This is a genomic window from Martelella sp. AMO21009, from assembly GCF_053484295.1.
Genome location: NZ_JBAKFR010000021.1, coordinates 20,829 through 34,842 on the forward strand (window position 1 = coordinate 20,829; position 14,014 = coordinate 34,842).

Below are 14,014 nucleotides of genomic sequence, written 5' to 3' on the forward strand. Positions count from 1 at the left end.
GCGAAACCGGGCAGGACAGAGAGTTCCAAGACCGCATTCCGAGAGATTTCTTGAGCGAAAACCTGCAGATCCGCATCGAAAACAGCTTCGCGAATATCGAGCGCGCGGCGTGGGACAGCCTTGCCGCGACCACGCCCTCGCTTGACGGCGACGGGTTCTACAGCCCGTTCCTGTCGCACGCCTTTCTCTCCGCGCTGGAGGAATCGGGTTCGGCGACCGCCGAAACCGGCTGGCTCGGCCATCATCTTCTGCTGGAAACCGAGGATGGCCGCCTGATCGGCGCGGTGCCCTGCTATCTGAAGAACCACAGCCAGGGTGAATATGTCTTTGACCATGGCTGGGCCGATGCCTTCGAGCGCGCCGGCGGGCGCTATTATCCGAAGCTGCAAGCCTCGCTTCCCTTCACGCCCGCAACCGCGCCGCATCTTCTGGTGCGCGACGGCTATGATCACGCGACCGTCGCCAAGGTGCTGGCCGAGGGGCTTCAGGCCGTAAACGACCGGCTCGGCGTATCCTCCACCCACGTCACCTTCGTGCCGGAAGACGAGATCGGCATCTTCGAGCAGGCCGGCTACCTGCACCGCACCGACCAGCAGTTCCACTTCCTCAATCCGGGCTATGACAGCTACGACGCCTTCCTCGATACACTGGCCTCGCGCAAGCGCAAGGCGCTGAAGAAGGAGCGCCGCACCGCGCTCGAAGCCGGGATCGAGATCGACTGGCTGACCGGCTCCGACCTGACGGAGGACATCTGGGACCAGTTCTACGCCTTCTACATGGATACCGGCAGCCGCAAATGGGGCCGCCCCTATCTGACGCGCGAATTCTATTCGCTGATCGGCGAGCGCATGGCGAAGGACGTGCTACTGGTGATGGCGAAGCGCGAGGGGCGCTATATCGCCGGCGCGATCAACTTCATCGGCTCGGATGCGCTTTACGGCCGCCACTGGGGCTGCATCGAGGATCATCGATTCCTGCACTTCGAGGTCTGCTACCACCAGGCGATCGACTACGCGATTGCCCATGGCCTGAAGCGCGTTGAGGCCGGCGCGCAGGGCGAGCACAAGCTGGCGCGCGGCTATCTCCCTGTCACGACCCATTCCGCGCACTATATCGCCCATGAGGGGCTGAGGCGCGCGGTTGCCGATTTCCTTGAGCATGAGCGCGAGGACGTCGCCCGTTTCAATGATATTCTCGTCGACCACGGACCCTACAAGAAAGCCGGCGGCGAACGCATCGAGGAGGACTGAACCATGGCCGAGTACGACAACGACAACATCTTCGCCAAGCTGCTGCGCGGCGAAATCCCCTCCATCCGTCTTTACGAGGACGAACACGCAGTGGCGATCATGGATGTGATGCCGCAGGCGCCGGGCCATGTTCTGGTGATCCCGCGCGCGCCGTCGCGCAACCTGCTCGACGCCGACCCGGATGTGCTGGCGAAGACGATACCCGTGGTCCAGAAGCTCGCGCGGGCCGTCAAGACGGCCTTCGATGCCGATGGCGTCTTCGTCGGCCAGTTCAACGAGGCGGCCGCCGGCCAGACTGTCTATCACCTGCATTTCCACGTCGTTCCGCGTCATGAAGGCGTGGAGATGAAGCGCCACAGCGACGGGATGGAAGACATGGAAGTGCTGAAGGCCAACGCGGAGAAAATCCTGACGGCGCTGAAGGCGTCGCCATGACCCAATTTCTGGCCGAAGAGTTCCGAAACGCCTTTTCCGCCGATCATATCATCATGTTCGTCCGGCTGATCGGGGCTGCGATCTTCGGCGGGCTGATCGGCTTCGAACGCGAGATCCATCGCCATCCGGCGGGGCTCAGAACCCATATTCTGGTCAGCATGGCGGCGGCCCTGTTCGTGCTCGTCGCTGTGGAAGTGCCGGAGATCATGCGCAGCGACCGCGACGTGCTGCGCGTCGATCCGACCCGCGTTGTGCAGTCGATCACCGAGGGCGTGGCCTTCCTCGCCGCCGGCATCGTCTTCATGCAGAAGGGCACGGTGAAGGGGCTGACGACCGGCGCCGGGCTCTGGTTTTCCGGCGCGATCGGGCTGACGATCGGGCTTGGCCTCTGGAGCCTCGGCATATTCGCCTCAATGCTGGGACTTGTCGTCCTGTTCCTGCTCAGGCGTTTGGAGATCAAAACAAATCTGAGCAAACGCAAGGGCTTGTCCGATGAGACTGAGGAATAGGTTCAGCTCCGCTCCAGCGTGATGATGTCCGCCGCATCGCCCAACTCCCTGCGGGCGATCTCCACCATGCTCGATTCGTGGGTAAAGAGGATGGTCTGCAACCCTTCCAGCCCGGCCAACGCATTGAGGCCCGCCGCGCTGCGGGCGTCGTCAAAGGTCTGGAAGATATCGTCGACGATCAGCGGCGCGGGCTCGTTGCGGCTGGCATAATCCTCCAAAAAGGCAAGCCGGAGCGCGAGATAGAGCTGGTCGCGGGTGCCGTCGCTCAACCCCTCGACCCGGATTTCATCGCCGCCCGCGCGCACGGCTGAAAGCACAAGCGCGTCATGCTCTCCGTATGCCTGTGACAGGCCCTCGAAACCGTTACGGGTCAGCGTGCGGAAATGCCGCCCCGCCGCCGCTAGAATGGGATCGGAGCGGCTTTCCCGGTAGCGCTCCAGCGCGCCATCCAGCAGCCGCCCGGCCAGCTTCAGCACCACCCACTCGCGGGCAAGCGCCTGCGCCTCCGCCTCCGCCGAAGCGCGATCGAAGGCGGCGGCCTCGGCTCCCGGCCCGGTCTCCAGCGCCTGCTTGCGATGACGCAGGACCATCCGCCGCTCGCGCAGCGCCTCGATCTCGGCCGCGTCCTCCTCGGCATCGGCCTTCAGGTGTTCGAGTTCCTGCCGGCAATCGACCTCGTCCAGCGTTTCGGCCAGCCCCCGGACCTCCTCCACCGAGGCCCCATCGCTGATGCCGGAAAACCGCTGCCGCGCTTCCGCCAGCGCCTGACGCGATACCGCCCGCTGCCGCAAGCGTGCCGAAAGTCCGTCAATCGCGACGCCCTCCGGCAAGGTGGCGGCGACGGATGCCATGCGTTCTTCGATCTGCTCGCGCTCACCCGTGTCGGCCGCCAGTTCAATGCGAAGCCGCTCGGCGCTTTCCTTAAGCGTTGCCCGCTGCGCTGCGCGCGTCGCGTGAACGGCCGCGCGTTCGGCGAGTTCGTGGACGATCCGCGAGGCCGGCTCGCCCGCGATATCCGCCGCCACGGCTTCCGCCAGTTGCAGAGCGGCGGCATCGAACGCGGCAACGCGCTTGCCGTCGGCCTCTGCCTCCCGCGCCAGCCGCGTCCGGTCCGCGAAAAGCGAAGGCAGATCGGCCCACAGCGCAAGCGCCGCCTCGGCCCCGGCGAGGCCGGTTTCGCCCGGCAGGCCGACACCGGCGAGACTTGAGGCAAAACGCGCGTTCAGGGCTTTCTCACCGGCCTGCAACTTCTCATGCAGCTCCGCGCCCTTTTCCACTGCCTGCTGCGCCGCCTTCAGCGCGCCCGCATGCTCCCGCGCCTCCGTCCAGCGTTCGCCAAGACGGTCGAGCGCGGAGCCGACATCGCGCGCAAGCGCGCCGAGCGGCAGTGCCGCATCCGTGCCGAGATCGTTCGCGAGCCGCTCCAGCGTCTCCCGCAGCGCAGCGTTGTTGCGGTCAAGGACCGCTTTCCTGTCTTTCAGCGTATGGAGCGCGGTCCGCGCCTCGAGCAGCGCTTCCACGCGCCGGCGCCATTCGAGCATCGACTCGGGGGCCGCCGGCGTGAAATCGAACGCGACAAAGAGCGTCTCAAAATTCGCCTGCGCTTTCGCCAGTTCCAGAAGCGCCGCCTCGCGCTTTTCCGCGCCCTGTTCCCGTTGAGCGGCCTCACGCTCCAGCCGGCGCAGATTGTCGGCATGGCGGGCCACCCGTTCGGCATCGTCGAGCGCGTCGTCGGCAAGATTGTCGGCGGCGCGTACGGCATCGCGATAGGCGCTCTCCTCCCCATCCAGCGTCTCGAACAGCCGGTCGCGCTCCGCCCGCGCCGCATCGATCGCCGCACGGGTCGGAACCGGCCCGGCCTCGCGATCCTCGGCGAGCAAACCTTCCAGACGGGCACACTCTGCGTCGATCTTCGCCAGCGCGCCGTCACACTCGGCGAGCATGGATGTTGCCGAAGCGATATCATCGCACGCGGTCTTCAGCGCGGCCTCGGCGGGAAGATCGCCCGCATGCAGAGCGAGAATATCGCTCACCGCGGGACGCAGGCCGGCGGCCTGCTCGAACAGAACGCGCTCCTTGCCGGCGATCTCCATTTCAAGCGTCTCCGCTTCCTTGATGCCGGTAAGGTCCTCGCGCAGCGCCTCATAGCTCTTGCGCAGCGGCGCGGGATCGCGCAGGTGGCTCTCGCCATGCTGCTGTTCCAGCCGCGCCAGCGTTTCTCGGTTTTCAGAGAGCGCGTTTTCGGCCGCAAGGCGGGCACGGCCCTGCTCTTTCAACTGCTCGACAATCGCCTGAAATTCAGATCGTAAAATACTGTTTGGAAAGTTCTTTTCCAGATTTTCAAAAGAATCGAACCCAAGCTGAGCGGCAGCACTCCGCAACCGCGCCTCAATTTCCGTCAGCGCGTGCCGGCGACGCGGCAGGTTCTCAAGCGCCTGTTCGTAAAGTCCGCTTTCGCGCTGCAGCCGGGCTATTTCGGCACGGCGCTCCAGCAGCGCGTCGTCCACGACAAGCGCCTCCAGCTCCCGCTGACCGGCCGCCTGCCGGGCTTCCTTTTCCTCTAGCTGCTCGGCAAGTCGCATGTGGCGGGCTTCGAGCGCGGCGAGTTCCTCGCCGATACGATCATCAACCGCCTCGATATCGTCAAACGCCGCCAGCGCCGCGCTGTGGCCGTCAATCTCGCCAAGCAGGCCGCGCAGCCGCTGCAGCCGCTCAAGCTCACCGATCCGCCGCGCGCGCTGCGCCTGCCGCTCCTCGACCACGGCGAATTCCTGCCCGATCTCGCGCTCTTCCTTCAGGAGCGCCGTCCAGTCACTGGCGTTCAGCTGGCTATCGCGCTCGGCCTTGCGGGCTTCGTCATAGCGCTCCAGCGCCTGATAAAAGCTGCGGGTCTGCGACTTACGCGGCGCGTAGATGCCATCGGCCTCCGCCGCCAGCGCCTCGCTCGTTGCTCGCAGGCCGGTGAGGCCCGAGGCCGCGGAAAACAGCATCTGGCCGATCTCCCCGCCATCGGCCAGCATCTCGTCCGCCCCTGCCCTGAGCCTGACGGAATCGAGCCCGAAGGCCCGCTCGAACACCGCACGGTCGAGACTGCCTATAAAGCCGGAAAGCGCGTCATCGTTCAGCGCGGCTTCGGTTTGGGCATCGAGCAGCGTATTGCTGCGGCCCTTGCGCCGGCGAAACGCGAGTTCGATCCCGCCCTGCGCGCGCAGCCTCGCGCCGAGGCGCAGATCGCGCGCGGGATGGAGGAAATCGTAGCCGACATTGCGGTCGGGAAAGCCGAACAGCAGATCGGAGAAGGCGGAAAGCGCCGAGGATTTCCCGGCCTCGTTCGGGCCGTAGACGATATGAAGCGCGGCATCGGGCCGGAACGTGACGGTCCGGTCGGTGAAATGGCCGTAGCGGATGAGATCGAGCGAGAGAAACCGCATAAGTCACCCCTCCAGCCGGGCGCTGAGGATCGCGCGCGCTTCCGCCAGGATATCCGCATGCGACCCCGAAAAGGCTTCGTCCCTGGCGCTGACGCCGCCGGGCAGCTTCACGGCGATCTCGTTGATCAGCGCCTCGATTTCGGCGTGGATCGCTTCGTCGCCGGCCAGCGCTTCGATCATCGCCTCGATATCGAGGTCATTGTCCGCCGGAAGTCGGCGGGAGGACGCTGGCGCGTCAACCGCGATCACCAGTTTCTCCAGCCACAGATCGGCATGCACCCGCTGGCAGGCGGCCTGGAGATCGTCATGCCATTCGCCATGGGCCGCGCGCATCCTGTGCGCGTCGGCATGGCTGCCTTCAAGCGTCAGGCGCAGCGCCACGGGCCGCGCATTGGCCGCTTCCGCAAGCGCCGCCAGCGTCGCCTCCACCGCCTGAAGGATATCGCTTTCCTTCATCTCCGGCGCAATTGCCACGGTGACAGTCTCGAAGCGGGCGCGGTCCAGGATGATGCGTTCATAGCGGGGCCGGCCGTCCTCGACCGTCACCAGCACCGCGCCCTTGTCGCCGGTCTCACGGATATTGCGGCCCTGGAGATTGCCGGGATAGAGCGTCAGCGGATCGGCGGAGACTTCCTCGAAGGCGTGGACATGGCCAAGCGCCCAGTAATCATAGCCGCGCGAGGCAAGGTCCGCCGGCGTGCATGGCGCGTAGACGGCATGCGGCGGCCGGCCCGACAGCGAGGTGTGCAACACACCGATGTTGAAATGGTCCGGCACCGCCGGCGGATAGGCCAGCGCCAGATTGTCGCCGGCCACACGGTCGGCAAAGCCCTGGCCGTGCAGCGCCACTTTCAGGCGCTCGATGGTGAAGGTCTCCGGATGGCGCGTCGAGAATTCGTGGACGCCGTCCGGCATCGCGATCGTGCGGGTGACGATGCTTTCGGCATCGTGATTGCCGCGCAGGAAATAAACCGGGATTTCGGCGCGCGAAAGCCGGGCGATCTCGCGGTTGAAGAACAGGCCGACGCTGTTGTCGCGCCAGACCCCGTCATAGACATCGCCCGCGATCACCATGAAATCCACCGCGCTCTCGATCGCGCAGTCAATCAGCGCCGTAAACGCATCGCGCCCGGCGGCGGCAAAGCGCTCGGCGATCTGGCGGTCCTTGAGCGCAAGTCCCGAGAGCGGGCTTCCCAGATGCAGGTCGGCGGCGTGGATGAAACGGAAGCTGGTCAAGGTTCCCTCATTTGTCTTCTCGTCTCAAAGAGGTAAAAGAGTTCGCGACGATACTTCAACCCAAAAGCGCCGGCGTCGCGCTTTATCCCGCCCGCATTTTCGCGGGCTGGCCATCACCGGAGGAATTCATGCACTATCACAATTTCGGCCGCACCGGGCGGCCCGTCTCCAATATCGGCTTCGGCGCCTGGCAGATCGGCGGCAGCTGGGGCTCGGTCAGCGAGGAGGATGGCCGCGCCGCCCTGCACGCAGCCCTTGATTCGGGCATCAACTTCGTCGATACGGCCGATGTCTATGGCGACGGCCGCTCCGAAAAGATCATCGCCGATGTGCTCGCCGATCGCGGCGGCCAGAAGCCGTTCGTCGCCACCAAGGCCGGCCGCAGGCTGAACCCGCATACCGCCGATGGCTATAATCTCGAAAACCTTGAGGCCTTCGTCGACCGCAGCCTGAAGAACCTCAGAATGGAACGGCTCGACCTCGTGCAACTCCACTGCCCGCCGACCGAGGCGTTTTACCGTCCGGAAGTGTTCGAGGCACTCGACGCGTTGAAGGCCAAGGGCAAGATCGCCAATTACGGCGTCAGCGTCGAAAAGGTCGAGGAGGCGCTGAAGGCGATCGAGTTTCCGGGCGTCGCCAGCGTGCAGATCATCTACAACATCTTCCGCCAGCGCCCGGCCTCGCTGTTCTTCCCGGAAGCAAAGCGCAAGAACATAGCCATCATCGTTCGGGTGCCGCTGGCAAGCGGGCTGCTGTCGGGCAAGATCACCCGCGACACCGTGTTCGACAGCGAGGATCACCGCAATTTCAACCGCAAGGGTGACGCCTTCGATGTCGGCGAGACCTTTGCCGGCGTGCCGTTCGAAATCGCGCTCGATGCCGTCGAGGAAGTCCGCAAGCACGTGCCGCGCGGTACGGCCATGGCCGCCTTCGCGCTGCGCTGGATCCTGATGAACGACGCGGTCACCGTCGCCATCCCCGGCGCGCGCAACGCCGAACAGGCCAAGGCCAATGCCTCCGCCTCCGACCTGCCGGTGATTGGCGAAGAGGTGATGGCCGCGATGGCGGAAATCTACCGCACCCGCATCGCGCCGCATGTGCATCAGCGCTGGTAGGGTGCAACGCCCATCGTGTAGAAACGCAAAGAGGCCGGGCGGTGACGCCCGGCCTCTCTCTTTTCTGCAATGCGTAACAATCAGTTCAGCGAAACCGTGAAGAACAGCGTCTCGCCGGAGGAGTCGTCGACGCCGTCATTGTCGGTGACCGCGTAGGCGGTGCCGTCGGCGGCGATGGTGAAGCCTTCGATCTTGTCGACGACGAAGCCGTTGGTGGCCGACTTCATCAGCGGCAGCAGATCGGCGGCTTCCTGCTTTTCGACAACCGGCAGTTCGGAGCCGATCGGCGCCGGCTGCATGTCGGAAAGCGCGACCTTGTAGAGCTTCTTCAGCTTTGCGGCCTCGCCGATCTGGTTGTCGCGCTCGACGATGTAGACGCTGTCGCCGTTCGCCGTGATCTCGGAAAGACCGATCCAGCCCTGTTCCGGCGTTTCCAGCGGATAGGCGACCGCGCCCCATTCCTTGGTGGCGGGCTTGTAGGCGAGCAGCTTGACGAAACCCTTCTCGTCATCGGCCCATTCGCGCTGCACCGCCATCCACAGCGTCAGGTCTTCTCCCTCGCCAACCGTGGTGATGCCTTCCATGCCAAAGCGGGTCTGGTTGGCGAGCAGAGCCTCCGGCAGGTCGATCGTCTCGGTGATCGCGCCGGTGCCATCGATATGATAGACCGCATGCGGCACGTCCTTGTCGGGATTGCCTTCCGAGGCGAGCCAGAAGCCGCCCTGGCCATCGACCGCAACGCCTTCGAGGTCAAGCTTTTCAGCCGGCGCGCCATCGCGGGTCACGCGGATGACATCGGTGATCATCGCCGGCTTCTGCGAAGCGTCGATGACGAAGATCGACGGCTGGGCGGAATAGAAGCTGTCATTGACGGCGTAGAGCTTCGAAGCATCGTTCGGATCGGCGGCGAGACCCGAAAGCGCGCCGAAGCCAATCAGTTCATCACGCGAGACATCGGACAGGATCTGCGGATAGTTCGGCTCGGCGTCCTCATAGGCGTAGAGCATGACGTGGGCGCGCACGCCGCCATCGGGGCCGAGATCGGTCTCGTTGGCGGTGACCAGCAGGTTGCGGGCGGGAATGGCAACGCCGCTTTCCGGCGAAAGGCCGGACGGCAGGAGCTGCACAAGTTCGGGCGCGGCGGCGGCGCTGTCGTCATAGACGCCGACGACGGAGGCACGCTCGGAGAGCACGAACAGATAGTTGGTGTCGCCAAAGGTGCCCTTGATCATGCCCTCGGGCTCGACGCCCTTCTTGCCCGCGCGCTTGTCCGGGAAATGGCCGATCGAGGCGACGGCGCGCTCGAACGTGTTGCCGGAATCATAAAGCAGTTCGCCGGCATCCGAGAAAATCGAGAAGCCGCGCGAACCGCCCTTGTAATCGCCCTCATTGGCGATGGCGAAGCGGTCATTGTCAAGCCATTTGACGGTGTCGGGCTCGCGGGCGACGCCGGAAAGCGAACCGGTGAAATCGAGCTTGCCGTCCTTTTCGATATCAACGCCGCTGATATCGACGGAGCCTGCGGAAAAGTGGTTCTTCACTTCGCCGGTATTGCCGTCGATGATGGCGATGCCGTTGTTTTCCTGCAGCGTCACGACGATCTCATTGTCGCCGTTGATATCGACGAATTCCGGCTCCGGATCGGTGGGTGCGACCATTTCGGAGAAACCGGTGAGCGCGACATGCTTGATCGTGGCGCAATCGGCAACGCCGTCATTGAGTGAAATGATGACGAGATCGCCGGCCGGCATCTGCGGGATTTCGCCGTCGTTCAGCTCTTCGTCACGCTCGTTTTCGATGGCGATGGCAACGATCGAGCCATCCGGCGAAACGGCGACGGAATCGGGCTGGCCGCCGAGATCGCACTGGCTTTCCAGCGTGCGCGAGGCGATATCGACAACGCCGAGGAAACCGGAGGGAGCGGTGTAGCTTTCGGACGTATTGACGCCGACCAGCGCCTTCTCGCCGGAAACGGCAACCGAGGTCGGCTCGCCGTCAAGCGTGGTGATGCCGAGCGCGGCCGGGGCCTTCATGTCGGTGATGTCAACGAAGCCGATGGCACCTAGCGGGCTGTCGGAATAGATCAGCGTATTGCCGTCTTCGCTGGCCGCGATGATTTCCGCAGAGGTCTGGGTCGCGGGGTCCATGTCGGCGGGCAGGTTTTCGGCGACGGAGAAGACCGCAATGCGGTTGAAGACGGGCTCGGCGGCGGCCGGGAAAGCGGCGGAAGCCAGAAGTGCTGCGCTCAAGGCCGCGCCGGTGAGACGGAATCGCATGAATATACCCTCCAAGGTGATGATGTCCGGAGGGTTCTGCGCGCGCGGTGTGACAGCAGGATTACGCGGCGATGACAGGACGGTGACAACCCCGGCCTACTTCTCCCTTCGCCGCTCGATCAGCATGATCGAAAGCGAGGCGCAGAGGATCATCACGCCGCCGATCCAGAACAGCGTATCCGGCGCATAGCCGAACACCAGCCAGCCGCCGAGCACGTTGAGCGGCAGTTTCAGGTCGTCAAATGGCTGGACATAGGCCGCATCCGCGCTCGAATAGGCAAGCGTCAGGAAATATTGCGCCAGCGCCGTCAGCAGGCCCAGCGCCAGCATGATCCAGATCACATCGCCCGTGGGCACGGCAAAGCCGCCGCCAATGGCGACCAGCGCGTTGATCGGGGTCAGCAGCATCAGAAGCCAGACGGTGATCGATTCGGGCTTCTCATGGGCGGTCAGCCGCTTGGTGATCAGCGAGGTTCCGCCCCACAGAAGCGCAGACGCCACCGGCAGAAGTGCGGCCCAGGTGAAGCTTTCCGACCAGGGCTGAAGGATCAGCAGCGCGCCGGTGAAGCCCACCGCGGTCGCGATCCAACGCGACGGCCCGACTGTCTCGCCCAAAAACAGTTTCGCGCCGACGATGATGAAGAACGGCGAGGTCATGACCAGCGCGATCGCCTGGCTGATTGGAACCGAGGCAAGGCCGATCGCCCAGGCCTGCACGCCGAGCGCGGAAAGCGCGACCCGGAAAACATGCTGCCAAGGATGGTTTGTCCGCATCACCGAAAGTCCGGTGCGCCAGAGATAGGGCACGGCAAACACCAGCGCGATACCATATTGCCAGAAGGCGACCGACGAGGCGGCGAACCCCATATTCATCGTCACCTGCTGAAGCGCCACATTGCCGGCCGCGTAGACCACGCCGGCCATCACCATCCAGAAGGCCCCGGTCAGAGCCGGAGAGCGATAGATTGCCTTAGCCATATGTACGACAGACCTTTTAGCACGAGCGTGAAACGATGCCAGAGGTAAAGAAGTTGCGTCTTGCGGGCAAGCGCGTTTGCGCGTCGCGCGTCACAACGGCCGGACGCGGGTGACATAGGCCTCGAAGAAATCCGAAAACCGGGCGACCCGGATCGGCAGGCGGTCATAGGGTGGATAGTAGAGCGTCAACCACAGTTCCGGCGGCGTCCAGTCGGAAAGCACCTGCGTCAGCCGTCCCGCTCTTAGCGCTTCCTCAACGATAAAATGCGGCAGCAGCGCCACGCCCTCGCCATTCTCGGCAAGCCGCGCCAGCAATTCACCGTTGTTGCCGGCGAGTTTCGTCCCCGCCCTCACCCGCCGTTTTTTCCCGGCGCTCGTTAGCTCCCAGGTTTCACCCGTCGCCTCGGCGTCGAAGGCGAGACAGGCGGCGGCGGCAAGATCGTCGGGCGTTTGCGGCGTTCCGTTTGCGGCGAGAAAGCCGGGCGAGGCCACCAGCACCCGACGGACCGGGCACAGCTTGCGCCAGATCGTCGACTTATCGTCCGGCGGGCCGGAAATGCGGATCGCCAGATCGAAGGGCGCACCGACGATATCGACGAAGCTGTCCTCCAGCGTCACCGAAAGACTGATCGCGGGATGCTCCGAACGGAAGCCGGACAGCACATCCGGCAATATCTGTTGACCAAGCGAGAGCGGCGCATTCAGCCGGATGTGGCCGCTGACGGCGCTTTCACGCTCGCGCACCTCCTCGCTGGCATCGTCGAAGGCTTTCAGCAGCGGTCGCATCCGCGCCGCATAGATCGCTCCCGCCGAGGTGAGCGAAACCTGGCGGGTGGTGCGCACGAAAAGCTGTACGCCGAGCCGCTCCTCCAGCGCGCCGACCGCCCGCGTCACGCTCGGCGCGGTCATCGCAAGTGTACGCGCCGCTGCGGCGAAACTGCCCAGTTCGGCGACGCTCAGGAAAACGCGGATGTCGTTCAGATCCTTCATCAGTCAATTATTACATTTCTTGCAATAATAATGTCAATTTTATTACGCTACACGAAGAACACTCGAAGTGCCATCTTATGGCCAGAAGCGAGGCGCGGCAGACGCGCCCGCACAGGAAGGAACAGTTCGATGTTACAGCAGATCAAGGGCCTGCATCACATCACCTCGATGGCGGCGGATGCACAGGCCAATAACGACTTCTTCACCGGCGCGCTCGGGCTTCGGCGCGTCAAGAAGACCGTGAACTTCGACGCGCCCGATGTCTATCACCTCTATTACGGCGACGAAGTCGGCACGCCCGGCTCGGTGATGACCTACTTCCCCTTCCCGCACATCGCGGCGGGAAGGCCCGGAACTGGCGAGGTCGGCGAGACGCTGTTTGCGGTTCCGCGTGGCTCGCTCGGTTTCTGGAAGGAGCGTCTTGGCAAGCTTGGGGTCGGAAACATCACGGAAAGCGAAGTCTTCGGCGAAAAGCGGCTGCATTTCTCAGGTCCCGACCGGGATGCCTTCGCCCTGGTTGAAGTCGACAATGACGACCGCGCCGGGTGGCTGAAGGGCGATATCGCCGAGGCCGAGGCGATTCGCGGCTTCCATGGCGCAAGCCTGCGGCTCGCTGACAGCGGCGCTACGGCCGAACTTCTCGGCTTCATGGGTTACGACAAGATCGACAGCAAGGATGACTGGACTCGTTTTGCGATCGGCAACGGCAATGGCGCCGATTTCATCGACATCCAGACCCTGCCCTCGGCCAACGCCGCCCGACAGGGTGCGGGCTCCGTGCACCACATCGCCTTCGCGGTGGAAGATCGCGCCGCCCAGCTCGAAGTCCGCAAGGCGTTGATGGATACCGGCTACCAGGTAACCCCGGTGATCGACCGCAACTACTTCTGGGCGATATATTTCCGCACCCCAGGCGGCGTGCTGTTCGAAATCGCGACCAACGAACCGGGCTTCGACGCCGACGAGGACACGGCCCATCTCGGCGAAGCGCTGAAACTGCCGCCGCAATATGAACAGCATCGCGCCCAGATCGAGCAGATCCTGACGCCGATCAAAGACTGACGTTACAAGGCGCCTGTCCTGTTCCGGACGGGCACTGCCACCCTTTTCCCGGCCCGCGAGCCCGATTGACGAGCGCCATCGCGCGCCGGTTGGAGAACCACCAGCATGACCAACGATACATACAATGCGTTCACCCGCGCCGGCGCGGTTGGCGAGCCGCTGGTTTTCAGCTTTCACGGCACGGGCGGAAACGAGCATCAGTTCGTGCCCCTCGTCGACCAGATTCTGCCAAACGCGGCCATCGTTTCACCGCGCGGCGACGTTTCGGAATATGGCGCGCTGCGCTTCTTCCGGCGCACCGGCGAAGGTGTCTACGACATGGAAGACCTTGCCCTTCGCACCGCCAGGATGAGCCGCTTCATCGCCGAACACCGCAAAGCCAATCCCGGCCGCGCGGTCTATGGCATCGGCTATTCCAACGGCGCCAACATTCTCGCCTCGGTGCTGTTCGGACAACCGGACCTCTTCGACCGTGCCGTGCTCATGCATCCGCTGATCCCGTGGACGCCGCAGGACGATGCGGGTTTTGCGGGCAAACGGATACTCATCACCGCAGGCGAACGCGACCCGATCTGCCCGCCTGAAGGAACCCGTGCCCTGATCAGCTATTTCGAAGCGCAGCACGCCAATCTCGCCACGCTGTTCCACGCCGGCGGCCATGAAATCCGCCCACAGGAAATCGAGGCCGTCGCCGCGTTCCTGACAAGCTGACAGGCCTCATACCTTCTCGGC

Annotated in this window: 11 protein-coding genes; 6 read left to right on the top strand and 5 right to left on the bottom strand. The window is 64.2% G+C overall.

The features are described from left to right. Positions 1-50: 50 nt before the first annotated feature. From V6766_RS18675 to V6766_RS18685, 3 genes are read left to right on the top strand one after another with little or no spacing between them, the layout of a single operon-like run. The gene (locus tag V6766_RS18675; RefSeq protein WP_448469087.1) at positions 51-1,250 is read left to right on the top strand and encodes a GNAT family N-acetyltransferase; all 1,200 of its coding nucleotides are present in this window, start codon (positions 51-53) and stop codon (positions 1,248-1,250) included. 3 nt (positions 1,251-1,253) lie between these two features. Next, positions 1,254-1,685: an HIT family protein gene (locus tag V6766_RS18680; RefSeq protein ID WP_448469089.1), complete on the top strand. Its 432-nt coding sequence runs from the start codon at positions 1,254-1,256 to the stop codon at positions 1,683-1,685. After that, positions 1,682-2,194 carry an MgtC/SapB family protein gene (locus V6766_RS18685; protein WP_448469091.1) on the top strand — a complete coding sequence of 171 codons (513 nt, stop codon included), beginning with the start codon at positions 1,682-1,684 and terminating at the stop codon, positions 2,192-2,194. The genes V6766_RS18680 and V6766_RS18685 overlap by 4 nt, the downstream gene beginning before the upstream one ends. Positions 2,195-2,196: 2 nt before the next feature. Here the strand turns inward: V6766_RS18685 and V6766_RS18690 are convergent, their stop codons facing one another. Continuing rightward, entirely contained in the window at positions 2,197-5,625 is a 3,429-nt protein-coding gene (locus V6766_RS18690) for an AAA family ATPase (RefSeq protein WP_448469093.1), read from the bottom strand. A 3-nt stretch (positions 5,626-5,628) separates the two neighbouring features. Then, the gene (locus V6766_RS18695) at positions 5,629-6,861 is read right to left on the bottom strand and encodes a metallophosphoesterase family protein (protein ID WP_448469095.1); all 1,233 of its coding nucleotides are present in this window, start codon (positions 6,859-6,861) and stop codon (positions 5,629-5,631) included. Positions 6,862-6,989: 128 nt separating this feature from the next. Between V6766_RS18695 and V6766_RS18700 the strand changes: the two genes are divergently transcribed. Then, positions 6,990-7,976, top strand: a complete 987-nt coding sequence (locus tag V6766_RS18700; RefSeq protein WP_448469097.1) for an aldo/keto reductase — start codon at positions 6,990-6,992, stop codon at positions 7,974-7,976. Between the two features lie 80 nt (positions 7,977-8,056). Here the strand turns inward: V6766_RS18700 and V6766_RS18705 are convergent, their stop codons facing one another. From V6766_RS18705 to V6766_RS18715, 3 genes are all read right to left on the bottom strand, one after another. Next, positions 8,057-10,252 carry an esterase-like activity of phytase family protein gene (locus V6766_RS18705; RefSeq protein ID WP_448469099.1) on the bottom strand — a complete coding sequence of 732 codons (2,196 nt, stop codon included), beginning with the start codon at positions 10,250-10,252 and terminating at the stop codon, positions 8,057-8,059. 96 nt (positions 10,253-10,348) lie between these two features. Then, complete coding sequence (locus V6766_RS18710) at positions 10,349-11,230, bottom strand: DMT family transporter (protein ID WP_448469101.1); 882 nt, start codon at positions 11,228-11,230, stop codon at positions 10,349-10,351. Between the two features lie 90 nt (positions 11,231-11,320). Beyond that, entirely contained in the window at positions 11,321-12,220 is a 900-nt protein-coding gene (locus V6766_RS18715) for a LysR substrate-binding domain-containing protein (RefSeq protein WP_448469103.1), read from the bottom strand. Between the two features lie 129 nt (positions 12,221-12,349). On the opposite strand from V6766_RS18715, the gene V6766_RS18720 reads away from it, so the two are divergent. Both V6766_RS18720 and V6766_RS18725 read left to right on the top strand, forming a co-directional pair. After that, entirely contained in the window at positions 12,350-13,282 is a 933-nt protein-coding gene (locus V6766_RS18720; protein WP_448469105.1) for a ring-cleaving dioxygenase, read from the top strand. A 105-nt stretch (positions 13,283-13,387) separates the two neighbouring features. Next, positions 13,388-13,993: an alpha/beta hydrolase gene (locus tag V6766_RS18725; protein ID WP_448469107.1), complete on the top strand. Its 606-nt coding sequence runs from the start codon at positions 13,388-13,390 to the stop codon at positions 13,991-13,993. The last annotated feature ends 21 nt before the right edge of the window (positions 13,994-14,014 follow it).

Bases quoted from the DNA above. Each gene is read 5' to 3' on its own strand.
- V6766_RS18690 (WP_448469093.1), bottom strand. From the start codon at position 5,625: ATGCGGTTTCTCTCGCTCGATCTCATCCGCTACGGCCATTTCACCGAC.
- V6766_RS18710 (WP_448469101.1), bottom strand. From the start codon at position 11,230: ATGGCTAAGGCAATCTATCGCTCTCCGGCTCTGACCGGGGCCTTCTGG.
- V6766_RS18700 (WP_448469097.1), top strand. From the start codon at position 6,990: ATGCACTATCACAATTTCGGCCGCACCGGGCGGCCCGTCTCCAATATC.
- V6766_RS18705 (WP_448469099.1), bottom strand. From the start codon at position 10,252: ATGCGATTCCGTCTCACCGGCGCGGCCTTGAGCGCAGCACTTCTGGCT.
- V6766_RS18725 (WP_448469107.1), top strand. From the start codon at position 13,388: ATGACCAACGATACATACAATGCGTTCACCCGCGCCGGCGCGGTTGGC.
- V6766_RS18720 (WP_448469105.1), top strand. From the start codon at position 12,350: ATGTTACAGCAGATCAAGGGCCTGCATCACATCACCTCGATGGCGGCG.
- V6766_RS18715 (WP_448469103.1), bottom strand. From the start codon at position 12,220: ATGAAGGATCTGAACGACATCCGCGTTTTCCTGAGCGTCGCCGAACTG.
- V6766_RS18680 (WP_448469089.1), top strand. From the start codon at position 1,254: ATGGCCGAGTACGACAACGACAACATCTTCGCCAAGCTGCTGCGCGGC.
- V6766_RS18685 (WP_448469091.1), top strand. From the start codon at position 1,682: ATGACCCAATTTCTGGCCGAAGAGTTCCGAAACGCCTTTTCCGCCGAT.